The organism is Streptomyces sp. NEAU-W12 (genome assembly GCF_026242095.1).
Classification (GTDB): domain Bacteria; phylum Actinomycetota; class Actinomycetes; order Streptomycetales; family Streptomycetaceae; genus Streptomyces.
In genome coordinates, this window is sequence record NZ_JAPJDM010000005.1 from 243,887 (window position 1) to 266,693 (window position 22,807).

General features: G+C 72.3%; 17 protein-coding genes. 5 read left to right on the top strand and 12 right to left on the bottom strand.

Annotated features, from left to right (window positions below; genetic code table 11):
* The first annotated feature begins 93 nt into the window (after positions 1-93).
* The 3 genes from ORI94_RS08800 to ORI94_RS08810 all read left to right on the top strand — a co-directional run bounded on the left by ORI94_RS08800 (position 94) and on the right by ORI94_RS08810 (position 3,543).
* Positions 94-1,032 (top strand): sucrase ferredoxin, encoded by a 939-nt coding sequence (locus ORI94_RS08800; protein WP_266073798.1) that lies wholly within the window; start codon positions 94-96, stop codon positions 1,030-1,032.
* Positions 1,033-1,162: 130 nt separating this feature from the next.
* Positions 1,163-2,866: an ATP-binding protein gene (locus tag ORI94_RS08805; RefSeq protein ID WP_266073799.1), complete on the top strand. Its 1,704-nt coding sequence runs from the start codon at positions 1,163-1,165 to the stop codon at positions 2,864-2,866.
* A complete protein-coding gene (locus ORI94_RS08810; protein WP_266073800.1) occupies positions 2,863-3,543 on the top strand; it encodes a response regulator in 681 nt (226 codons plus the stop codon). Before ORI94_RS08805 ends, ORI94_RS08810 begins: the two co-directional genes overlap by 4 nt.
* A 53-nt stretch (positions 3,544-3,596) precedes the next feature.
* On the opposite strand, the gene ORI94_RS08815 is transcribed toward ORI94_RS08810, so the two are convergent.
* The 3 genes from ORI94_RS08815 to ORI94_RS08825 form a co-directional block, all read right to left on the bottom strand.
* Positions 3,597-5,189, bottom strand: coding sequence for a cation acetate symporter (locus ORI94_RS08815; RefSeq protein ID WP_266073801.1), 1,593 nt, complete (start codon positions 5,187-5,189; stop codon positions 3,597-3,599).
* Positions 5,186-5,812 carry a DUF485 domain-containing protein gene (locus ORI94_RS08820; protein WP_266073802.1) on the bottom strand — a complete coding sequence of 209 codons (627 nt, stop codon included), beginning with the start codon at positions 5,810-5,812 and terminating at the stop codon, positions 5,186-5,188. The genes ORI94_RS08815 and ORI94_RS08820 overlap by 4 nt, the downstream gene beginning before the upstream one ends.
* A 79-nt stretch (positions 5,813-5,891) precedes the next feature.
* Positions 5,892-8,015, bottom strand: a complete 2,124-nt coding sequence (locus ORI94_RS08825; RefSeq protein ID WP_266073803.1) for a DNA gyrase/topoisomerase IV subunit B — start codon at positions 8,013-8,015, stop codon at positions 5,892-5,894.
* A 441-nt stretch (positions 8,016-8,456) separates the two neighbouring features.
* On the opposite strand from ORI94_RS08825, the gene ORI94_RS08830 reads away from it, so the two are divergent.
* Positions 8,457-8,687 carry a hypothetical protein gene (locus ORI94_RS08830; protein WP_266073804.1) on the top strand — a complete coding sequence of 77 codons (231 nt, stop codon included), beginning with the start codon at positions 8,457-8,459 and terminating at the stop codon, positions 8,685-8,687.
* Between the two features lie 221 nt (positions 8,688-8,908).
* Here ORI94_RS08830 and ORI94_RS08835 read toward each other — a convergent pair whose 3' ends face one another.
* From ORI94_RS08835 to ORI94_RS08865, 7 genes are all read right to left on the bottom strand, one after another.
* On the bottom strand, positions 8,909-9,781 hold the full coding sequence (locus ORI94_RS08835) for a S1 family peptidase (protein ID WP_266073805.1): 873 nt from the start codon (positions 9,779-9,781) through the stop codon (positions 8,909-8,911).
* A gap of 224 nt (positions 9,782-10,005) precedes the next feature.
* A complete protein-coding gene (locus tag ORI94_RS08840) occupies positions 10,006-11,535 on the bottom strand; it encodes an RNA polymerase sigma factor (protein WP_266073806.1) in 1,530 nt (509 codons plus the stop codon).
* Positions 11,536-11,963: 428 nt separating this feature from the next.
* Positions 11,964-12,848 carry a FadR/GntR family transcriptional regulator gene (locus tag ORI94_RS08845; RefSeq protein ID WP_266073807.1) on the bottom strand — a complete coding sequence of 295 codons (885 nt, stop codon included), beginning with the start codon at positions 12,846-12,848 and terminating at the stop codon, positions 11,964-11,966.
* A 163-nt stretch (positions 12,849-13,011) separates the two neighbouring features.
* Positions 13,012-14,901 carry an ATP-binding cassette domain-containing protein gene (locus ORI94_RS08850; protein WP_266073808.1) on the bottom strand — a complete coding sequence of 630 codons (1,890 nt, stop codon included), beginning with the start codon at positions 14,899-14,901 and terminating at the stop codon, positions 13,012-13,014.
* 179 nt (positions 14,902-15,080) lie between these two features.
* Positions 15,081-15,839: an NUDIX hydrolase gene (locus ORI94_RS08855; RefSeq protein WP_266073809.1), complete on the bottom strand. Its 759-nt coding sequence runs from the start codon at positions 15,837-15,839 to the stop codon at positions 15,081-15,083.
* 184 nt (positions 15,840-16,023) lie between these two features.
* Positions 16,024-17,739, bottom strand: a complete 1,716-nt coding sequence (locus ORI94_RS08860) for a DUF4192 domain-containing protein (RefSeq protein WP_266073810.1) — start codon at positions 17,737-17,739, stop codon at positions 16,024-16,026.
* Positions 17,740-18,027: 288 nt separating this feature from the next.
* Positions 18,028-20,187, bottom strand: a complete 2,160-nt coding sequence (locus ORI94_RS08865; RefSeq protein ID WP_266073811.1) for a RecQ family ATP-dependent DNA helicase — start codon at positions 20,185-20,187, stop codon at positions 18,028-18,030.
* 368 nt (positions 20,188-20,555) lie between these two features.
* Here ORI94_RS08865 and ORI94_RS08870 point away from each other — a divergent pair, with 368 nt between their 5' ends.
* Positions 20,556-21,170 (top strand): hypothetical protein, encoded by a 615-nt coding sequence (locus ORI94_RS08870; protein WP_266073812.1) that lies wholly within the window; start codon positions 20,556-20,558, stop codon positions 21,168-21,170.
* Positions 21,171-21,274: 104 nt separating this feature from the next.
* Here the strand turns inward: ORI94_RS08870 and ORI94_RS08875 are convergent, their stop codons facing one another.
* Positions 21,275-21,904, bottom strand: a complete 630-nt coding sequence (locus tag ORI94_RS08875; protein WP_266073813.1) for a hypothetical protein — start codon at positions 21,902-21,904, stop codon at positions 21,275-21,277.
* A 68-nt stretch (positions 21,905-21,972) separates the two neighbouring features.
* Positions 21,973-22,674: a ribonuclease HII gene (locus ORI94_RS08880; protein ID WP_266073814.1), complete on the bottom strand. Its 702-nt coding sequence runs from the start codon at positions 22,672-22,674 to the stop codon at positions 21,973-21,975.
* Between the last annotated feature and the right edge of the window lie 133 nt (positions 22,675-22,807).

Here is a 22,807-nt window from a genome sequence, read left to right on the forward strand (position 1 = left end):
CTGTCGCGCGGGAGGGGAGGAAGGCCGCGGCGGGAACAGGGTACCCGTGAGCCGGACAGCAGTCTTGGGGCAACTCAGGTTAGGCTCACCTCTGTGAGTACGTGCTCAACCGCTTCCCGCGAGCTCGACGAGCCCGTCGCGGGAACCGCGGCCACCGCGAGGACCTGGCTCCTGCTGGAGCAGTCCGGTCCGTGGGGCCCCAAGGCGCTGACCTCGAGCCACCTCGACCCGGCCCTGGGCCGCGCCCTGGAGGCCGCCGCGTCGGGCACCGGGGTGCGGATCGCCCTGATCAGGCGCTCCGGACGGCACGCGGACCGCGGGACGTCCGCCACCCGTCAGGTGTACGCGGCCCATACCGTGCCCGGCAGCACGTGGCTGCACACCGCCACGACCACGGACCCGGAGCGCCTGCTCGACCTCGACTTCGCCGCCCTCGGCAGGGGGCACAGCGGCACCTTCGCCACGGCGCTCGGCGGGCGGCCGCACGAGGGCGCCCCGCTCGCCCTCGTCTGCACCAACGGCAGGCGCGACCGCTGCTGCGCACTCCTCGGCCGGCCCCTTGCGGCCGAGCTCGCGCTCTCCGGCGTCCAGGGCGTCTGGGAGGTCACCCACCTGGGCGGACACCGTTTCTCGCCCACGGTGCTCGTGCTGCCCCACGGCTACGCGTACGGCAGGGCCGAGGCACACGCCGTCAAGGAGGTGCTGCACAGCGCGCGGGAGGGCCGGGTCGTCGTGGAGGGGTGCCGCGGGAGCTCCGCCTGGGGGCGCCCCGGCCAGGCGGCCGAGCTGGCCGTGCGCACCGAGGTGGGCGAGTACGCCGCCGAGACGCTGACCGTCGTACGGACGGACGGCACGGCCCCGCGCTGGGAGGTGCTCGTCGCGCACGCCGACGGGCGCCGCTGGCGGGTGGAGGTGGCACAGGGCTCGTCCCTGCCGCCCCGAGCGGAGAGCTGCGGGTCGGCACTGGGCTCGCCCGCGCGGATGGACGTGGTGGCGGTCCGCGAGGTGACCATGGCGGCACTCGCGGGCTGACCCGCCGCGCGGTCCCCCACGGAGACCGGCACCGCCTCGCCCGTGCGAGCGCACACGGGCTCCTCCCCGCGCGTGCGGGGGCGATCCGCGCCACACGCCCGCGGTCCCCGGCGGCCGTCCACGTACCGTCATGGGTATGCGCACCGCTCCCTTCGCCCACCGCCTGCGCCTCGGTCTGCCTCGGCGGGTCTTCTCGCAGGTCCTGCTGATGCAGCTGGCGATCGCCGCGGGAGTCGTGGTGCTCGCGACCGGGCTGTTCCTCGCCCCGCTCGGTGAGCAGCTGGACGACCAGGCGATGCGCCGTGCGCTCGCCATCGCCCAGACCACCGCCCAGCAGCCGCAGGTCGCACGCGACCTGCGCGGTACGGCCCCGGCACCGAACGGGCCGGTGCAGCGGGAAACGGAACGGATCCGGAAGGCCACCGGCGCCGAGTACGTGGTGGTGCTGGACCGGCGGGGCGTGCGCTGGTCGCACACCGATCCCCGCAGAATCGGCGACCCGGTCTCCACCGACCCCGGCGAGGCCCTGGCGGGGCACGAGGTCATGGAGATCGACGACGGCACCCTGGGGCGCTCCGCACGCGGCAAGGTCCCGCTGCGCGACGCCGACGGCGAGATCGTCGGTGCGGTCTCGGTCGGCATCGCCTACGACAGTGTCCGGGCCCGGCTGATCCACGCGATCCCGGGGCTCTTCGCGTACGCGGGCGGGGCGCTGGCCGTGGGTGCGCTCGCGGCCTGGCTGATCTCCCGGCGGGTGCAGCGGCAGACCCGGGACCTCGCCTTCTCCGACATCGCGGCGCTGCTCGCGGAGCGCGAGGCCATGCTGCACGGCATCCGGGAGGGCGTCGTCGCGCTCGACCGCACCGGCCGCGTCCGCCTCCTGAACGACGAGGCCAGGCGTCTGCTGGACCTCGGTGACGAGGCTGTGGGCCGCTCCCCCGACGAGGCGCTCGGCGCGGGCCGGACGGCCGACGTGCTGGCCGGCCGGGTGACCGGCACCGACCTGCTCACCGTCCGCGGGCAGCGCGTCCTGGTCGCCAACCGCATGCCGACCGACGACGGCGGGGCCGTGGCCACCCTCCGCGACCGCACGGAGGTGGACCGGCTGGGCCGGGAACTGGACTCCACGCGCGGACTGATCGACGCGCTGCGCGCCCAGGACCACGAGCACGCCAACCGCATGCACACCCTGCTCGGGCTGCTGGAGCTCGAGATGTACGACGACGCCGTGGAGTTCGTCGGCGAGGTGGTCGGCGATCACCGGGCCACGGCGGAGCAGGTCACCGAGAAGATCCGGGACCCGCTGCTCGCCGCCCTGCTGGTGGGCAAGGCGACGGTCGCGGCCGAGCGGGGGGTCGCACTGCGGGTCTCGGACCGGACGCTGCTGCCGGACCGGCTGATCGACCCCGGAGGGCTCGTCACGGTCGCCGGGAACCTGGTGGACAACGCGCTCGACGCCGTCGCGGGCGCGCCGCACGCGCGCGTGGAGGTCGAACTGCGCACCGAGGGGCGTACGGCGGTGCTCGGCGTACGCGACACGGGACCCGGAATTCCTCCGGAGCACCGTGAGTCGGTCTTCACCGAGGGCTGGTCCACCAAGAGGCCCCCGGACCACCGCGGGCGGGGCATCGGGCTCTCCCTCGTCCGCAGGCTCGCCGAGCGCCAGGGCGGCACCGCGACCGTGGGCGAGGCACGGGGCGGAGGCGCGGAGTTCACCGTCGTCCTGCCCGAGGCGCTGACCGATCCGGGCCCGCGGCCCGCCCTCACCGGGGCCTGTGGCCCCGCGCGGCTCTCCCCGTCCGTTCCGCAGATCACCGAGGAGGAGCCGTCATGATCGAGGTCCTGGTCGTGGACGACGACGTCCGGGTCGCGCGCGTCAACGCCGCCTACGTCGGGAAGGTCCCGGGCTTCCACGTCGCCGGCGAGGCGCACAGCGCGGCCGAGGCACTCGGCCTGCTGGAGACGCTGCCCCGGCTGGACCTGGTGCTCCTGGACCACTACCTGCCCGACCGGACCGGGCTGGCGGTCGTCCAGGAGATGCGCCGGCACGGCCGCCAGACCGACGTGATCATGGTGACGGCGGCGCGTGACGTGTCCACCGTGCAGGCGGCCATGCGGCAGGGCGCGCTGCAGTACCTGGTCAAGCCGTTCGCCTTCGCGGGCCTGCGCGCCAAGCTGGAGGCGTACGCCGGGCTGCGCCGCACCCTGGACGGCGGCGGCGAGGCGGAACAGGCCGAGGTGGACCGCATCTTCGGCGCCCTGTCGGCGTCGGCGGAACCCGGCCTGCCCAAGGGGCACTCCCCCACCACCGCGGAACTGGTGCGCCAGTGCCTGATCAGGGCCGACGGCGCGCTGTCGGCCCAGGAGATCGCCGAGCGCACGGGGGTGAGCCGGCAGACCGCCCAGCGCTACCTCAAGCTCCTGGAGCGGACCGGCCGGGCCGTGCTGACCCTCAAGTACGGCGACGCGGGCCGTCCGGAGCACCGTTACGTGTGGGTGCCCCGCACCTGAGCACGTCGTCGCACGGCCCGGCACCACACGGGCCCCCGCCACACGTGCTCGCGTCACACCGCCCCCGCGCCCGTCAGCGACCGCACCTCGACCTCCGCGTGCTTGGCCTCGTCCGGGGTCTCGGCCGAGGTCACCGTGCCGAGCCAACCGGCGAGGAAGCCGAGCGGGATGGAGACCAGGCCGGGGTTCTGGAGCGGGAAGAGGTGGAAGTCGACGCCGGGGAACAGCGATTCCGGACTGCCGGAGACCACCGGGGACAGCAGGACCAGCGCCATCGCCGGGACCAGCCCGCCGTGGACGGCCCACACGGCGCCCCTGGTGGTGAACCCGCGCCAGAACAGGGAGTAGAGCAGCACGGGCAGGTTGGCCGAGGCGGCCACGGCGAAGGCCAGCCCGACCAGGAAGGCGACGTTGAGGTCGCGGGCCAGCAGGCCGAGCGCGATCGCGAGCACGCCGATGCCGAGCGCGGCCACCCGGGCCACGGCCACCTCGCTGCGCGGTTTCCTGTCGCGGCGCCGCAGGGAGGCGTACAGGTCGTGGGCGACGGACGCCGACGAGGCGAGCGTGATCCCGGCGACGACGGCGAGGATCGTGGCGAAGGCTATCGCGGCGACGATCGCGAACAGCACCGTCCCGCCGGTGGAGCCGGCACCGCCGCCGAGGTCGAGCGCCAGCAGCGGAACCGCTGTGTTCCCGGCCGCGTTGGACCCGCGTACGGCCCCCGGTCCGACGATGGCCGCGGCACCGAAGCCGAGCACGATCGTCATCAGGTAGAACCCGCCGATCAGCCCGATCGACCAGACGACCGAACGCCGGGCCGCCCGCGCGGTCGGAACGGTGTAGAAGCGGGACAGGATGTGCGGCAGCCCGGCCGTGCCCAGCACCAGCGCCAGTCCCAGGCTCATGAAGTCGAACCGGGAGATCCAGTCACCGCCGTAGGCGAGTCCGGGGGCCAGGAACGCCTCCCCGTGACCGCTGCGCCCGGCCGCCGTGCGCAGCAGCCGGTTGAAGTCGCCGTGGAACCGCAGCAGGACGAGGACGGTCAGCGCGATGGTGCCGCCGAGCAGCAGGACCGCCTTGACGATCTGGATCCAGGTGGTGGCCCGCATCCCTCCCATCGACACGTAGATCACCATGAGTGCCCCGACGCCGACGACGGTCCAGGCCTGCGCCGCCTCGCTCCGGCCGCCGAGCAGCAGCGCGACCAGGCTGCCCGCGCCGACCATCTGCGCCACCAGGTACAGGACGGACACGGTGACCGACGACGTTCCCGCGGCGATGCGCACGGGGCGTTCCCTCATCCGGGCCGCCACCACGTCGGCGAGGGTGAACCGGCCGCAGTTGCGGACCAGTTCCGCGACCAGGAGCAGCACCACGAGCCAGGCCACCAGGAAGCCCACCGAGTACAGCATCCCGTCGTAGCCGAAGAGGGCGATCAGTCCGGAGATGCCGAGGAAGGAAGCGGCGGACATGTAGTCGCCCGCGATGGCAAAACCATTCTCCATCGGTGAGAAGAGCCGGCCGCCGGCGTAGAACTCCTCGGCCGATCCCTGCCTGCTGCGGCTCGCCCAGGTGGTGATCCCCAGGGTGACCGCGACGAACGCGCTGAACAGCAGCAGTGCCAGCGCCTGGTGATCGCCCGTCATGAGGCACCGTCCCGGACGCGCGCCATCTCCTGGGTTTCCCAACGCAGTTCCAGCGCGGCCCGGTCCCTGCGCAGCCGCGCGTGGCGCGCGTAGGCCCAGGTGAGCAGGAACGTGGTCAGGAACTGGCCGAGCCCGGCGGACATCCCCACGTTCACGGCGCCGGCCACCGGTCGCGCCATCAGGTCCGGCGCGGTGGTGGCGGTCACGACGTACGCCACGTACCAGGCGCAGAAGGCGATGACGGCCGGGACCACGAACCTCCGGTAGCGGCTGCGTACTTCCTGGAACGCGGCGCTGCGCTGGACCTGGAGGTACGCGTCGGCCGCCGCCACGGTGCCTTCCCGCCCGCGCGCGTCCGGTACGACCGCTGTCTGCGTCGGCGCGGGCGGCGCCTGAACCGCCGTGGCTGCTCCGGCACCCTCGCCCCAGCCCGAGGCGAGGGCGTCGTACCACGGGTCGCCGTAGTCCACGCCGCCGGACGGGCCGCCGTGGAACGGGACGTGGCCGCCTTCCGGCGGTCCGGCGGAGCGTCCCCCGGGAGGTACGGAGCGTCTTTCGGCAGGTCCGGCGGGACTCTCGGGACCGCCTCCGCCCGGGTGGGGGCGGTCGTCTCTTCGGCGCATGCCCAAGGATGGGCAGAACGGGAGGAGCTCCGGCCCCTCTTCCCGTTCCGCTTCACCCCATCAGGTGACCGCGGGCCCCCTACGCGTCGATGCGCGACCGGTCCAGTGTCGCCGCCGAGCTGGAGATGAACTCCTTGCGCGGAGCGACGTCGTTGCCCATGAGCAGGTCGAAGACCTGCTCGGCGGCCTCCAGGTCGGTGAGGTTGATCCGGCGCAGGGTGCGGTGGCGCGGGTCCATGGTCGTCTCGGCCAGCTGGTCGGCGTCCATCTCACCGAGGCCCTTGTAGCGCTGGATCGATTCCTTGTAGCGGATGTTCCTGGCCTCGAAGTCCATCAGCTTGTCGCGCAGCTCACGGTCCGAGTACGTGTACACGTACTTGTCCTGGCCCTTCTTGGGCTGGACGAGCTCGACGCGGTGCAGCGGCGGCACCGCGGCGAACACCCGGCCGGACTCGACCATGGGCCGCATGTAGCGGTGGAACAGCGTCAGGAGCAGGGTGCGGATGTGGGAACCGTCCACATCCGCGTCGGTCATCATGATGATCTTGCCGTAGCGCGCCGTGTCGATGTCGAACGTCCGTCCGGAGCCGGCTCCTATGACCTGGATGATCGCTCCGCACTCCGCGTTCTTCAGCATGTCCGTCACGGACGACTTCTGAACGTTGAGGATCTTGCCCCGGATCGGCAGCAGCGCCTGGAACTCGGAGTTCCGGGCGAGCTTCGCCGTGCCGAGGGCGGAGTCCCCCTCGACGATGAACAGCTCGCTGCGCTCGACGTCGTCGCTGCGGCAGTCGGCCAGCTTGGCCGGCAGCGAGGAGGACTCCAGGGCCGTCTTGCGGCGCTGGGCGTCCTTGTGCTGACGGGCGGCGATGCGCGTACGGGCCGCGGCGACCGCCTTCTCCAGGACCACCCGGGCCTGCTGGGCGTCGTCGCGCCTGGTGGAGGTCAGGAAGGCCTTGAGCTCACGGGAGATCACGGTGTTCACGATGCGGCGGGCCGCCGAGGTACCGAGGACCTCCTTGGTCTGGCCCTCGAACTGCGGCTCGGCCAGGCGGACGGTGACGACCGCCGTGAGGCCCTCCAGGGTGTCGTCCTTGACGACGTCGTCCTCGGCCACGCGCAGCATCTTCTTCGTGCGCAGCACCTCGTTCACCGTCTTGGCGACGGCCTGCTCGAAGCCGGCGACGTGGGTGCCCCCCTTGGGGGTGGCGATGATGTTGACGAACGACCGGAGGGTCGTGTCGTAGCCGGTCCCCCAGCGCATCGCGACGTCGACGCCGAGCTCCCGGGTCACCTCGGTGGGGGTCATCTGGCCGCGCTCGTCCAGAACCGGAACCGTCTCCTTGAAGGTGCCCTGCCCGGTGAAGCGGAGGGTGTCGCAGACGGCCTTGTCGGTGGCCAGGAACTCGCAGAACTCGCTGATGCCTCCGTCGAAGCGGAAGGACTCCTCGCCCTTGCTGCCGCCGTCGCCGAGCCCGAGCTCGTCGCGGACGACGATGGTCAGGCCGGGCACCAGGAACGCGGTCTGGCGGGCGCGCTGGTGCAGGGTCTCCAGGGCCAGCTTGGCGTCCTTGAGGAAGATCTGGCGGTCGGCCCAGTAGCGCACGCGCGTGCCGCTGCGGGCCTTCGGGATCTTCTTCGTCCTGCGCAGTCCGCTCCCGGCCTCGAACTTCGCGTCCGGGCCCAGGGCGGCGAAGGCGCCGGGGACGCCGCGGCGGAAGCTGATCGCGTGGGTGTGCCCACCGCGGTCCACCTCGACGTCCAGTCGCGCGGAGAGCGCGTTGACCACGGACGCGCCGACGCCGTGCAGGCCGCCGGAGGCGGCGTACGAACCGCCGCCGAACTTGCCGCCGGCGTGCAGCTTGGTCATGACGACCTCGACGCCGGAGAGGCCGGTCTTGGGTTCGACGTCGACCGGGATGCCCCGGCCGTTGTCCCGGACCTCCACCGAGCCGTCGTCGTGGAGGATCACATCGATGTGGTCGCAGTGGCCCCCGAGGGCCTCGTCCACCGAGTTGTCGATGATCTCCCAGAGGCAGTGCATCAGACCGCGGCTGTCGGTCGACCCGATGTACATCCCGGGGCGCTTCCGCACGGCCTCGAGCCCCTCGAGGACGAGCAGGTGCCGCGCGGTGTAGTTGGAACCGTCCCGGTCTGCTCCTGCCAGCAGCGCTGTGGACGGCACGGACGTCTCGGCGGTCACGCGGTTCGCTCCTCGCTGAATTTCAGATGGGGCCCTCATGGGTAAGGGCGCGTCGCTTGTCACCGGTGAGAGGGTACCGAGGCCTGGTAGAGCCGTTGTCACGCCACCCTCGTCTGAAACCTAGACTAGTCCAGAGTCGTATACCTGTTCGATCTCTCGATGGAGTGAAGCACACATCACGTTCCCTTCCAGGCATGAACCATTTAGGCTCCGGGCACGTCCTCAACAACAAACCGGCAACCCAGCCGGGAGGGCCGACCACCGATACCACGCGAATCCGTACGACACAGAGACACGCGATACGGCACATTCGCCGCCAACCGGCAGCACCCAGCCACTTCGGAAAGATTTTTTCGAAGAGAAGCCACGAGCGGGAACGTTTTGGGGCTGGTTGGATGTTGACCCTGGTACGACAGCTCGTCGAGCTAGAGAAGAGGCGACGTGACTACTGTTCTGACCCCCGCGAGCCCACTGACGGCCGCCGATCGCTGCGACCGCTGCGGCGCCCAGGCCTACCTGCGCGTCGTCCTGCTGAGCGGCGGAGAACTGCTCTTCTGCGCCCACCACGGCCGCAAGTTCGAGCCGGAACTCAAGAAGATCGCCGCCGAGATACAGGACGAGAGCGAACGGCTCACCTCCCCGTCGGCCCCCGCCATCGAGGAAGAGCACTGACACGGTGACTCTCTGACACCTCGCGCACGACGACGAGCCAACCCGGCACAGGCCGGCGAGAGGGGCGGCTGCCTCCGCTGCGGAGACAGCCGTCCCTTCCTCGTGCGCTCGTTCCCGTCGCCCCGCGCGCTCTCGCTCCCACGGGAGCCCTCCGGGCGTCCGGAGGCCGCCAGGGCCTCGGGAAGGCCCCGGGAGGCCCGCTCAGGGCCCGCCAGGCGCCTTCAGGCGCCGCCGGGCGCCCTTCCGGACCGGTGGACCAAAGGCCCGTCGAGCGTTCGCACGACCTCGGACACACGCGTGTAGACCCCGGGAGAGTCCGCCCAGCCGCATCCGCCGCCCCAGGACACCAGGCCGATCAGTCTCCCCTCGGCCACCAGCGGTCCGCCGCTGTCCCCCTGGCAGGCGTCCGGCCCGCCGGCCTGCTCACCGGCGCACAGCATCGTCCCGGCACGGTACGCGCCCTCGGCTCCGCCCGGGTACGCGGCCTCGCACACGGTGTCGCGCAGCACACGCACCCGTGCCGCGTGCAGGCTGCCGGCGTAGGTCCCAAAACCGGTGGTGTCCCCCCAGCCGTAGACGGTCGCGGGGGTGTCGGCCCGGTACCCGGGATCGTCCGCGCCGGCCATGCCGATCACCGAGCCGGAGGGCAGCGGCGCGGCCAGGGTGAGCACGGCGAAGTCCCCGGAGTTGCCGACCGGGTCGTAGCCCGGGTTCACCCAGGTCTCGCGCACCGCTATCTCCTCGCCCTGCTCCGAGAGCAGGTCCGTGCGGCCCGAGATCACCCTGAGGTCGGGCACCCGGTCCGGACGCGCCCCCAGGACCTCCTCGTCCATGCAGTGGGCGGCGGTGAGCACGGTGGTCCGGCCGACGGCGACACCCCCGCAGAACTGTCCCGCCCGGGTACCCCCGAACCGGTCACGGCTGGACAGCGCCACGGTCCACGGGCTCTGGGCCACATCGACCGGGAAACCGCCGACGACGATGCGGTCCGCGACCGCCGGAGCCGCCGGAGGCGCCGCGGCCAGGGGTATCGCGGTCGTGGCGGTGGCGAGAACCAGTTGCCGGGCCAGGAGCCGGGCCAGGCGACGACACATGCGCTCTCCTCACACTGGGGCGTCGATGGGACACCCAGAGTGGTCCACCCCGTCCCGCACCGCACCCGCGGACCGGCACCCGGGGCTGCCCGGCGGACCGTGCCGGACAGCCCGTGCCGGACGGCACCGGGCCACAGCAAGGGCCACAGGCCCGGCCCCGAGAACGGGACCGGGCCTGTGGCCGGCTTGCGGGGCTGTCGTGCCCGCCGTCGTGCTCGCTGTTCCTAGTCGAGGTAGTCGCGCAGGACCTGGGAGCGCGAGGGGTGACGCAGCTTCGACATGGTCTTGGACTCGATCTGGCGGATCCGCTCGCGCGTGACGCCGTACACCTTGCCGATCTCGTCGAGGGTCTTCGGCTGACCGTCGGTGAGACCGAAACGCATGGAGACGACGCCCGCCTCGCGCTCGGAGAGGGTGTCCAGGACGGAGTGCAGCTGCTCCTGCAGGAGCGTGAAGCTGACCGCGTCCGCCGGGACGACGGCCTCGGAGTCCTCGATGAGGTCACCGAACTCGCTGTCGCCGTCCTCGCCCAGCGGGGTGTGCAGGGAGATGGGCTCGCGGCCGTACTTCTGGACCTCGATGACCTTCTCCGGGGTCATGTCGAGCTCCTTGGCCAGCTCCTCCGGGGTGGGCTCGCGGCCCAGGTCCTGGAGCATCTGGCGCTGCACACGCGCGAGCTTGTTGATGACCTCGACCATGTGCACCGGGATGCGGATGGTGCGGGCCTGGTCGGCCATCGCGCGGGTGATCGCCTGACGGATCCACCAGGTGGCGTAGGTGGAGAACTTGTAGCCCTTGGTGTAGTCGAACTTCTCCACCGCGCGGATCAGACCGAGGTTGCCCTCCTGGATGAGGTCCAGGAAGAGCATGCCGCGGCCCGTGTAGCGCTTGGCCAGGGAGACCACCAGACGGAGGTTGGCCTCCAGGAGGTGGTTCTTGGCGCGGCGTCCGTCCTCGGCGATGATCTCCAGTTCGCGCTTGAGCTTCGGCGCCAGCTTGTCGGAGTTGGCCAGCTTGTCCTCGGCGAAGAGACCGGCTTCGATCCGCTTGGCGAGCTCGACCTCCTGCTCGGCGTTGAGCAGGGGCACCTTGCCGATCTGCTTGAGGTAGTCCTTGACCGGGTCGGCGGTGGCACCGGCGGCGGCGACCTGCTGGGCGGGCGCGTCGTCCTCGTCCTCGTCGGAGAGGACGAAACCGGCGTTCTCCGTGCCCTCCGGCTCGTCCGTCGCCTTGACCTCCTCGACGGTCTCCTCGTCGGGCGCCTCGGCGTCGTCCTTCTTGGCCGCGGTCTTCTTGGCGGCCGTCTTCTTCACCGCCGCCTTCTTGGCGGTCGCCTTCTTCGCGGTGGTCTTCTTGGCAGCCGCCTTCCTGGCGGGTGCCTCCTCTTCGGCGACGGCGTCCGCGGCGGGCGCGGCCGACGTGGCGGCGGCACTGGCCTTCCGCGTGGTCGTCGCCTTCGCCGCGACCGTCTTGGTCGCCGTGCGCTTGGCGGGACTCTTCGCTGCGACGCTCTTTCGGGTGCGCTTGGGCTCCGCGGCACTGACCATCAGCGTCACACCCTCTTCCTCGAGGATCTGATTGAGGCTGCGCAGTACGTTCTTCCACTGAGTGGCCGGAATCTGGTCAGCTTCGAAGGCCCGACGCACGTCATCGCCGGCGATCTGCCCCTCAGCCTTTCCCCGCTCGATGAGCGCCATGACAGAGACGGATTCGGCGATCTCCGGCGGGAGCGTACGGGATGTGCTGGCCGACACGAACAACCTCTCGGGACGTTGAGAAACGGCTTCCGGCCCCGTCCACGACGGACAGGAGCCGACCGCCGGCTTGGGGATGGGCCGACGATGCGGGCGGGGGCCGGGGAGATGCAACAGCGCCGTGAACGGCGTCCGTATTCCCTCCGCGACTGTCACCTCTTAGGTCATCGCGTTCTTTCCAGGAGCGTTACGTCCAATCCGCGTGGCCCGAGTCACACCCCGTAAGCATCCAGAATCGATCAGATCGGGACAAAGACGGTCACTCAGGGGTGACAGCGGCACCGTGCCGGACCTTACGGCCCCCTCATCACTGTAGGACCCCGCGGGATCGAAGGGGATCCCGCGGGGTCCTACAGCGGGCGGCCCACCGGCCGGACGGTGCCGCAGGAGGGGGCGGCAGACCCGGCCGGGCCGCTCGCGGAAGGCGGTCAGCGCTCGCGCGGGGCGGGCACCACCCGCTCGACCTCGGGGTGGACCGTCAGCAACTGGCGCATGGCCGCCTCGGCCGCCGCGCCGTCACCACCGGCGAGCGCGTCGACGATCCGGCCGTGGTGCCCGAGCGACGCCTCGTTCGGCCGCTCACAGCCCGCGACCGGTCCGCCCGAGACCTGCAGCGCGGCGGACACGATCCCGGAGAGGTGCTCCAGCATGCGGTTGCCGGCGACCTGGATCAGCAGCGAATGGAACTCGGAGTCGGCGCGGGCGAAGGTCAGCGCGTCCCCCTGCCCCATGGCGTGACCCATGATCTCCACCATGTCGGACAGGCGCTGCTGGACGTCCTCGCGCCCGTGCCCGGCGGCGAGCCGGGCGGCCAGCGGCTCGATCGTCCAGCGCAGCTCGCTGAGCTCACGGCGCTGGTCGTCACGCTGCGGCCCGAAGGCCCGCCACTCGATGATGTCCTGGTCGAGAAGGTTCCAGTCGCTGACCGGGCGCACCCGCGTGCCGACATTGGGCCGGGCACTGACCAGGCCCTTGGCCTCCAGGACACGGAGCGACTCACGGACGACGGTGCGGGAGACCTCGAAGCGCTGGCCGATCTCCTCGGGAACCAGAGGACGGTCGGCGCCCAGATCCCCCGAAACGATCATCTGACCCAGCTGCTGGACGAGTTGGCCGTGCAGCCCGCGGCCACGGCTGCCCGCGCTGCGGCGCCCCGCACGACCCAGCTCGGGATCGGTGTCCCAGACAGGGGCCCCGGCACGGCCGCCGACGGGCGCGTCGGCGTAGGGGTAGCGGTCGAGTTCGCCCGGACCCGTGAGGCCGGAGTCTGCGGAGCGGGCGGTGGTCATCATGGTGTGCGCAAGGGTACTCACGCATCCTTTGTCGGCGTGGCTCCCAACTCCCTTGAGGAGTTTGGTGAAAAGCACACGAAAGGGTGATCGCTCACCCCGTCGCAATTGACGCCTTATCGGAAAGAAGCGGGCTCCCTGCGGGGAGTTGTCGGCAGTGACGGACCGATCGGGGCGCGCCCGGTCGTCATCGGACCCTGTTCCGCAAAAAGGCGAGCAGATACGCGCAGAGCAGCACCGCGAGGGACAACGCCATTGCGCCGCCCACCGGTTGGGCGACCATCCGCAGCACCCCCTCCAGATACCGTTCGCCCCCGAAGGGCCAGTGGAGCAGGGACACCTCACGCATCCGCAGAGGCACCCCGGCCACGGTCTCCACCGACGCCCCCTCCACCAGCCTGCGCATGAGGGGCACGACGAGGAGGGGGACGGCGAGGACCGCGGCGAGACCGGCGGCGGTCGACCGGAAGAGCCCCGCGGCCAGCACGCCCGCCCACGCGCACCCGATCACGAGTCCGAGCCAACTCGCTCCGAGCGAAAGCCAGTCGGCGGGGATCTCGACCAGCTCCCGTCCGTAGACGAGGTAGAGCATCTCGGCATCGCACCCGATCGTCAGGACGGCCAGGACGAGGGCGGAGACCGAGGCGACGAGGAGTTTGGCGGTCAGCAGTCCCAGCCGCCGGGGCACACCTGCCCGGTCCGCCGCCAGGACGGGGTGGCGGAACTCGTCACCGAAGGCCAGCGCCCCGAGCAGCCCCGCCCCGAGTGCCGCGGGCGGCAGGGGCAGCTCCCTGGGCCACGCGGCCAGCAGGCGCGGCTGCGGGGTGTGCCCGATCCGGGCCAGCAGCACGGCGGTGAGCGCGGACACCACCAGCACGGTCGCCCCGACGAGGAACCCGGTCCCGACGCCGGTGACCCGGCGGATCTCGTAGCGCAGCGGGCGGAGGGGGCGGGGGGTGGGACGGACGGAGAGGGGAGGCGGCAGCCCCGCCGTGGACCCGGACTCCGACGCCCGGGCCTCACCTCCGGCGCGGAGGCCGGAGAGTGGGGAATCGACGGGACGGGAGTCGACGGGGCGGGAGTCGGAGGAGTCACCGGGATGTCCGGCGTCGGAAGCGGCGGCGAGGGCCGACGCCGCGGCGGACGGCGTTTCGCCGTCCGGGGCAACCGGCTTCCCGGCATGGGACGAGGCACCCGCACCTGGCCCCATGTCCCCGATCTCTTCAGCGAGTTGATGGACGACGATGCCGTGGCGGAAGGCGATCTCGCCGACGTCCGCGCAGGTACTGCCGTAGACGGAGATGCGATTGCCGCCGTCCTCGGCCACCTCCACGGAACGCCGGGCGGTGCGGGCCTCCTTGGTGAGCAGCGCGGAGAGCCGGGCGGCGTGCGGGGTGCGGACGGCGACGCGGGGGCGCAGCCGGGTGCGCGAGAAGTCCGCGGCCGGCTGATCGGCCACGAGCCGGCCCTGGACGAGGGTGACCACCCGGTCCGCGGTGCGCGCCGCCTCCTTGGGGTCGGCCGTTGTACTCAGAACGGTGCCGCCCTGGGCCGCGTAGGCCCGGAGCATGCCGTGCAGCCAGCGGCTCTCGCCGGCGGACAGCCCGTGCGCGGGTTCGTCGAGCACGAGGGTGTGCGGGTCCGCCAACAGCGCGCAGGCGAGCCCGAGGCGTCGGTCCATGCCCCGCGAGAGGGTGCCGAGGCGTTCGTCCCGCAGACTCACGAGCCCGACGGCCTCCAGGACTTCGTCTCCGCGCCGCACCGGAACTCCCGCCGCGGCACACAGCATGCGGATGTGTCCGCGCACGGTGCGTGCGGGGTGGCCCGGCACCTCGCCCAGCAGTACGCCGACTTCGCGGGGCGGATGGCCGATGCGGTGCAGTGGGCGGCCCCTGAAGTAGGTGATGCCACGGCCCGGCTGGAGTTCGAGCATGAGTCTGAGCGTCGTCGTCTTGCCCGCGCCCGGCGCTCCGAGCAGCATCGTGACGCGACCTGCGTGTGCGTCGAAGGACACGTTGTCGACAGCGGGCGGAAGCTCTTTGCGCGGGTTGCTGGTCAGTCCGATGGCCTGGATCACCCAAAGCAAGATAGCGTGCCATATCGGGTTTTTCGGGCACCGCAAGGCCCGCCGGCCACGGGTAATTCAGCCGCACGGGGCCCGCGCCCACGACCCGCCCCCACCCGGGCCGGATGCCTCTGCAGTCACCTCCGCGCCCTCACCCGCTCCCGTCGCCCAGGCCGTTCGGTCCGGTGCGGTCACACCTCGGGGCGCAGCATCGGCGGATTGAGCAGGGTGGCTCCGCCGGCCCGGAAGAGCTGGGCGGGACGGCCGCCCTGCCGGGTGGTCGTGCCACCTGTCGGCACGAGAAAGCCCGGTGTCCCCGTCACCTTGCGGTGGAAGTTGCGCGGGTCCAAGGCAACACCCCACACGGCCTCGTAGACACGGCGCAGCTCGCCGACCGTGAACTCGGGCGGACAGAAGGCCGTGGCCAGTGACGAGTACTCGATCTTGGAGCGGGCCCGCTCCACCCCGTCCGCCAGGATCTGCGCGTGGTCGAAGGCGAGCGGCGCCACCGGCTCGCCTTCCCTGCCGTAGCCCGCCTGTTGCAGCAGTTCCCCGACCTGGGCCCAGCGCGCGTTGCTGGCGTCGCCGCCCGCCCGGGGTGCGGGCAGGTCGGGGGCGAGAGCGAGGTGCGCGACGCTGACGACCCTCATCCGGGGGTCGCGCTTGGGATCGCCGTAGGTGGCGAGCTGTTCCAGGTGCGCCCCGCCGGCCTGGGCGGGGGTGGCGGGGTCGTGCACGCTCAGTCCGGTTTCCTCCGCCAGTTCACGTGCCGCCGCCTGCGCCAGGTCCTCGTCGGCCCGGACGAATCCGCCGGGAAGCGCCCAGCGCCCCTGAAACGGCGGTTCCCCCCTGCGCACCGCCAGCGCACACAGGGCGTGACGGCGCACAGTCAGCACGACCAGGTCCACGGTGACGGCAAAGGGCGGAAAGGCTGACGGGTCGTAGGACATGCGGCGATCATAGTCGTCTTCCTGACGATAAACACTCCCTTCACCGACGACGTCGACGGCTGGTCGACTTCGGCCCGGTGCTGCTCCCGCCGCGGGTCGGCGACGGTCAGCTCAGCTGCGGGACGGGTTCCGGGGGCGCCTGCGCCCTCCCCTTCGCCCGACCGGTGGCCCCCCTCCCGCCCGGTCACTCCTCACCGGCACCGCCTTGACTCCGGATCTGCGTGCGTCCCCGCGGGGCTGCGGGGCGACGGCGGACAGCACCCGGCCTCTCGACACCGGGACGCGCCCCGTCCGGACACGCGTCCCCCACCGCCGTACGGGGATACGGAATCCGCACATTCGGGCGGCTGTCTTCCGTCCGCCCCCGACGCGGGGAACTGCCACCGGCACCGGCACCGGCCCCAGCACCGGAGAGACGCTCGCGGCGTCGGCGGCGCGAACGCGCTTCCCGGACCAGGGCAACCGCGGGCCCGGAGGGTGTGGACTCTCCCGCCGCACCGGGCTCTCCGTCACCCGGCTCTCCGTCACCCGGATCTCCGTTGCCCGGATCCTCGTCCTCCGCACCGGTGGCCGCCGGACCGTCGCCGTCCGCCTGACCCTGGCCGTCGCGTTCCGAGCGCAGGCAGCGGCGGATCGATTCCGGGTCGAGGCCCTCGTTGCAGGCCTGGTGCAGAAGACGGGCGAAGAGATAGTCGGGATCGGCCCCCAGGGCCATGGCCAGTGCTTCCCTGGCCTCAAGTTCGTCGCCGATGGACCAGGCGACCCACCCTGCGAGTGTCAGGGGCGCCGCGGCGTGTTCGCCGTACGATCCGACGCAGCGGCGGGCCAGCGCCCGCCACAGGCGGAGGGCGGGGCCTGCCTCTTCACCCTCCATCCACTCCGCCGCCCGGTCCCGGGTCGTGCGGTCCTGCAGACCGAGGATCAGCGTGGCGGCCTCGTCGTGCCGGAGCGCTTCGTCGTCCCGCAGGTCCGCCGGGAGCGTGCCGGGCACGGGCGGGGTGCAGGCCAGCCTGCCCATGACACGCTCGGCCAGTTCCAGCGTCTGCCGGGCGACCTCGTTCCGTCCCGCCGCGTCGAGAATCCTGGGGACCAGCGTCCGGTGGGCGGCGTCCAGAGCGGTTTCCTGGTCGAGGGCGGCGGCGTTCTCCCACGGGAGGAACCTCGCCCGCAGTTCACGCAGCGTGCCCCGGACCTGGAGTCCGGCGTAGGTCGCGGCGGCGGCCAGCACCGAGGTGCCCGGCAGCCCCATCGGTGTCCCGGCCTCGGGGCAGCACCCCTCGTCGTCGCAGCAGTACGACCAGAAGCGGCCGCCCGAGAGGCACAGGGCCTCCACCACAGGGACGTCGAGGGCACCGCACTCCAGGCGCAGCGCGTGGGCGAGCGGGCCCAGCCGTTCCCTGACCTGCTGTCCGGATTCGCGGTCCCCCGGTTCCTGGCAGAGGAAGACGATCATCTGCTCGGGCTTGGCGCCTCGGCGCTCGCTGCCCGTGACCAGCCCTTGGGCCAGCTGGCGGGCGGCAGCGGGCCAGTCGTCCCGGTGGGCGGGGATGCCGAGCCTGGCCCGGCCGCCGAACCTGCCCCGCCCGTCCTTGTCGTACAGGGCGACCAGGACGATGCTGTCCTCGGGGTGGTAGCCGAGCAGGTAGGGCAGGGCGTCGGCGAGTTCGGCGGGGGTGCGCAGCGTGACCTGCTGTTCGCCGCCGTGGCTGCCGTAGGCGGTACAGGCGATGTCCGGCGCACGCCCTGCGTGCGTGCCCCCGTTCCCGCGGGTCCCCGGTCCCGGGACCCCGGCGCCGCGGTCGTTGTCGTCGCGTCCCGGAAGGCCGGCGCGCTCGCCCCGCCCCCGGCCGGCGACATCACCGTTTCCCGGGGATCCGTTCGTTTCGTTGCTGTTCGTCATGAAAGGACGATCGCTCGGATCAGGAAACTCCGCTCGCCCTGTGGACAACTCCTTCCAGGGACACGTCACGCACTTCGTGTGACCTGCACTTTCCATTTCACTGCGGTCCGATTGCCACACCATCACGCGAGCGTCTCCGCCACCGGGACGAGGGGCGACCGAACGGTTTCCCGGCGCTCTCCAAATCGCCGCGGGCACGCAGGACGCCGCCGGCGAACTCGAGGAAGAACTCCTCGGCCGGGGCCGGCACGGGAGTCCCGGAGACCGGACCGGGCCGGCGACGGAGGCTCAGCCTGCCGCGGCGAGGACCAGGGGAAGGACCTGTGCGCCTCCTGCCCTGCGGAGCAGGCGGGCGGCGACAGCGAGGGTCCAGCCGGAGTCCGTGCAGTCGTCCACCAACAGGACAGGCCCCTGCGCGTGCGCCAGGGCGCCCGCCAGCTCGTCGGGGACGGCGAAGGCACCGGACAGCGCCTTCAGGCGTTGGGCGGAGTTGCTGCGGCGTGCCGTGCGGGCGCCGTCCGGCGCGGTGTACGTCAGGGTGCCGAGCAGGGGCAGGCGCCCGACGGTCGCGATGCCCTGGGCGAGGGAACCGACCAGCTGCGGACGGGTGAGGGAGGGCACGGCGACGACTCCCACCGGCCGGGCGGAGGCGTCCGGGCCGTCCGTCGCCCAGCCGCCCGGAGAACGTGCCCAGTCCGCGAGGACCTCCACCGCGGCCCGCAGGACGTCATCGGGGACCGGCCCGTCGGGCGCGTTCTCGGCCAGCAGCGGACGCAGCCGGTTGCCCCAGCCGATGTCCGAGAGCCGGCCCAGGGCGCGTCCGGTGGAGCACTGTTCTCCTGCCGGGATGCGTCCCTTGAGCTCGATCCCCAGGGCCGGCATCCCCGTCGGCCACATCCGGCGCGGCTCGACCTCCACTCCCGGGCGGTCCAGTTCCTTCGCCGCCGCCGTCAGGGTCTCGGCCGAGACGGAGGAATCGGCCCAGGGCCCCACGCAGTTGTCGCAGCGGCCGCACGGGACCGCTCCTTCGTCGTCCAGCTGCCGTCGCAGGAACTCCATCCGGCACCGGTCCGTGCTCACGTAGTCGCGCATGGCCTGCTGCTCGGCGGCCCGCTGCCGGGCGACCCAGGCGTACCGCTCGGAGTCGTAGGCCCACGGTTCGCCGGTGGAGATCCAGCCGCCCTTGACCCGCTTGACCGCGCCGTCCACGTCGAGCACCTTGAGCATGGTCTCCAGGCGGGTGCGCCGGAGGTCGACCCGGGCCTCCAGGGCCGGCACGGACAAGGGCCGTCCCGCCTCGGCCAGGACCGAGAGCGTCTGCCGGACCTGCTCCTCGGGCGGGAAGGCGGTGTCGGCGAAGTAGCGCCAGATGGCCTCGTCCTCCTTGCCCGGCAGCAGCAGCACGTCGGCGTGGGCCACGCCCCGGCCCGCCCGGCCGACCTGCTGGTAGTAGGCGATCGGCGAGGACGGGGAGCCCAGGTGCAGCACGAAGCCCAGGTCCGGTTTGTCGAAGCCCATTCCCAGCGCCGAGGTCGCGACCAGCGCCTTGACCCGGTTGCCCAGCAGGTCTGCCTCGGCCTGCAGCCGGTCGGCGTTCTCCGTGCGCCCGGTGTACGAGGCCACCTGGAAGCCATGCTGCCGCAGGTGGGCGGTGGCCTCCTCGGCCGCCGCGACGGTCAGCGTGTAGATGATCCCGGAGCCCGGCAGCTCGTCCAGGTGCTCGGCGAGCCAGGCCAGGCGGTGCGCGGCGTCCGGCAGCCGGACCACGCCCAGCCGCAGGCTCTCCCGTTCCAGAGGGCCGCGCAGGACCAGGGCCTCGCCGGCGCCGGTGCCCAGTTGCTCGGCCACGTCCGCGGTGACGCGCGTGTTGGCGGTCGCGGTGGTGGCCAGCACCGGTACACCGGGGGCGAGGTCGGCGAGCACGGCACGCAGTCGGCGGTAGTCGGGGCGGAAGTCATGGCCCCAGTCGGAGATGCAGTGCGCTTCGTCGACCACCAGCAGACCGGTGGTGGCCGCGAGCTTGGGCAGCACCTGCTCGCGGAAGTCCACGGAATTGAGGCGTTCCGGGCTGACGAGGAGAACGTCGGTCTCGCCGTGCTCGACCTCCTCGTAGATCGTGTCCCACTCCTCGGGGTTGGCCGAGTTGATGGTGCGCGCCCGGATGCCGGCCCGCGCCGCCGACTCGACCTGGTTGCGCATCAGCGCCAGCAGCGGCGAGACGATCACCGTGGGGCCAGAACCACGCCGGCGCAGCAGGGCGGTGGCGACGAAGTAGACCGCCGACTTGCCCCAGCCGGTGCGCTGCACCACCAGGGCGCGCCGGCGTTCTTCCACCAGGGCCGCCACGGCCTGCCACTGGTCCTCCCGCAACCGTGCCGAGCCTTCGGGGTCGCCGACGAGCTCGGCGAGGATGGCGTCGGCTTCGGTGCGCAGCTCCGGGGTGTCCATGCCCCCATGCAACCCGATGGCTACGACAGTCGGCCACCTCACCCCTGCGTTCACCTCGTGGTGACGCACCGCGCGTCCCGGCCTCCTGGAAACCGGCCACAGGCCACCGGCCCCGTACGTCACGTACCGACACGGCGGGATCGAGCGCCGCATGTGTGCCCCGCCGGCACGCGGGGCAGGGATATAAACACCCAATCGTCCGATACCGGTCGGCCCGCACGATTGCTCGTTGCCGCATCCTGGTTCGACAGGAAGAATTGAGGTCCGCACCCGCACGGCTCGTCCGCCACCCAGGTTGGGCTCCGTTGCGTGCGCGCTCCCCTGAATCCGACCCCGCCCGTCGTCCGGGCGTAGCCGAAGGGAGGACCGTGACCTTCGGATTCGCTCCGTCCTCGGCGGCATCGCTGTCCACACCCGCCGCTTCCGCCACTCGCCTGCTCGAACCCGCGGAGTGGGCTGCCGCGGGAATCCCGCTGCTGCGCAACCCGCGTGAGGTCGTCAGCGGCCTGCACGCCCGGCACCACCCGGGGCCGGCGACCGCGATCGTCGCCGTACTCGACCAGGACGAGCGGGTACGGGCGAGCGCTTCGTTCACCCGCCGCCCCGCCCCGGCCGACGGCTGGATGTTCCGCAACGCCCTGTTGTCCCAACTGCGCCGGGTCGTCCCGCACGACCTGCGGCGCCGTACACCGGTGCGTACCGCTGTCCTGCTCTGCTGCCGTGACGGCGACGCACGCTGGACGGAGGAGGACGGCGCGTGGATGTGGGGGCTGCGGGACGCCTGCACGCTGCACGGGCTGCGCTGCGGGGCGTACATCACGCTGACCCGTGACGGCTGGCAGGTGCTCGGTGAGGGCCGCGGCGGGCGCCGGCCCAGCACCGGCTCCGCGCCGGAACCGTTCGCCACGGCCGAGGCGCCGCCGCGCATACCGCGCACCGGCGGTGCCGCGTCCGACGTCCTGCGCCGCGCGGCAGCGCGCTGAGGGCCCGCCGGGCACCCGGGAACCAGGGCTCCTTCGCCGCCACTGCCCGCACGGCGGAAGGGCGGCCGCATGGCGCCCGTACGGACGGGCGCCATGACGTCACCTCAGACGCGGGTCCCCGTCACCGGGTTGATCCGCTGCGGGTCACCGCAGACGATCAGCAGGGTGGTGGCCTTGGTGCGCGCCACGGCCAGGGCCGACGCGGTCACCGGCTCGGGCCCCCCGTTGACGGCGACCACGACCACGGGGCGTGCTCCGGCACGGTCCGCGACAGCGGCGTCCGTGTAGAAGACGTCGTCGGCGGCGGCGTGCAGGGCCCAGTAGGAGGCCTCACCGAAGGAGAGTTCGTGGGTGGCCCACGGGTGCGGCTCGCCGGTGGTGATCACCAGCACGTCGCCCGGGGCTCGGCCGGAGTCCAGCAGCAGGTCCACGGCTTCCTCGGCGGCGTCGAGCGCCCCCTGGACGGGTGCCGGGATCAGCTGGACCTGGACGCCGGCCGCAGCCGGAACGGTCGGTTTCGAAGGGACGGGGTCGGCCGCCGCAGGGGCATCACGCGGCGTGCGTTGCGCCGAAGGCGCGGGCCGGACCGGGCCGGGCCGACCGGGTCGCGGCGGTGCGGCGGGACGGGGACCGGGTACGGGGCGGGGGGTCGGCGCGGTACGGCCGCTGGCCGGAGTGGCGCGGGGACCCTGGGCACTCTCGTGAATCTGAGACTCCTCGGGAATGAGAGGCATGGGCTGATTTTTATCAAACACTGGTACGGCTCGCGCCGTCGGGTGGCACATGAGTGCGAACGGAATCGTCAGAAATCGAAGCCGAGCTGCCCCTCGATCGCCGGAACGCTTCCATCCGCCCAGCTGCGGACCTTCTTGAGATGCCGCCACTGGGGCAGCGCATCAAGATACGCCCACGACAGCCGGTGGTGGGGGGTGGGGCCCCGGACCTCCAGCGCGGCCCTGTGCACGGGTGACGGATACCCCGCGTTGTCCGCAAAACCGAAGTCTGCATGCTCGGCACCCAGTTCGGCCATCATTTTGTCGCGGTGCACCTTGGCGATCACCGAGGCCGCCGCGACCGCCACGCACGACCGGTCACCCTTGATCACGGTGCGGACCCGCCAGGGGGCCCCGAGATAGTCGTGCTTGCCGTCGAGTATCACCGCGTCGGGACGCACCGGCAGCCCTTCGAGCGCGCGCACCGCCGCCAGCCGCAGCGCGGCCGTCATCCCCAGCCGGTCGATCTCCTCGTGGGACGCGTGGCCCAGGGCGTACGACGTCACCCAGTCCCGCAGCGTCCGGTCGAGCGCGTCCCGCCGCTTGACGGTGAGGAGCTTGGAGTCGGTGAGGCCCTCGGGGGGACGGCGCAGTCCGGTGACCGCCGCGCAGACGGTGACGGGGCCGGCCCAGGCGCCGCGCCCCACCTCGTCGACGCCTGCGACGGTCTTCGCCCCGGTCGTGGCGCGGAGGGAGCGCTCGACAGTGTGAGTTGGTGGTTCGTACGGCATGGCGCCCATAGCGTACGCCGCTCGGAACGGCCCGCGACACCCAGGTTCCCCGAGCGGTGCCGGAGTGCCGGCGACCTCGGCTCAGGGGCCTGCCGGCCGTAGCGCCGGAACCGTCGGCAGGTCGGTCGTCTCC

Excerpts from the sequence above, each read along its gene's own strand:
- ORI94_RS08805 (WP_266073799.1), top strand. The coding sequence starts at position 1,163 with ATGGGTATGCGCACCGCTCCCTTCGCCCACCGCCTGCGCCTCGGTCTG.
- ORI94_RS08810 (WP_266073800.1), top strand. The coding sequence starts at position 2,863 with ATGATCGAGGTCCTGGTCGTGGACGACGACGTCCGGGTCGCGCGCGTC.
- ORI94_RS08815 (WP_266073801.1), bottom strand. The coding sequence starts at position 5,189 with ATGACGGGCGATCACCAGGCGCTGGCACTGCTGCTGTTCAGCGCGTTC.
- ORI94_RS08820 (WP_266073802.1), bottom strand. The coding sequence starts at position 5,812 with ATGCGCCGAAGAGACGACCGCCCCCACCCGGGCGGAGGCGGTCCCGAG.
- ORI94_RS08835 (WP_266073805.1), bottom strand. The coding sequence starts at position 9,781 with ATGTGTCGTCGCCTGGCCCGGCTCCTGGCCCGGCAACTGGTTCTCGCC.
- ORI94_RS08855 (WP_266073809.1), bottom strand. The coding sequence starts at position 15,839 with ATGTCCTACGACCCGTCAGCCTTTCCGCCCTTTGCCGTCACCGTGGAC.
- ORI94_RS08860 (WP_266073810.1), bottom strand. The coding sequence starts at position 17,739 with ATGACGAACAGCAACGAAACGAACGGATCCCCGGGAAACGGTGATGTC.
- ORI94_RS08865 (WP_266073811.1), bottom strand. The coding sequence starts at position 20,187 with ATGGACACCCCGGAGCTGCGCACCGAAGCCGACGCCATCCTCGCCGAG.
- ORI94_RS08875 (WP_266073813.1), bottom strand. The coding sequence starts at position 21,904 with ATGCCTCTCATTCCCGAGGAGTCTCAGATTCACGAGAGTGCCCAGGGT.
- ORI94_RS08880 (WP_266073814.1), bottom strand. The coding sequence starts at position 22,674 with ATGCCGTACGAACCACCAACTCACACTGTCGAGCGCTCCCTCCGCGCC.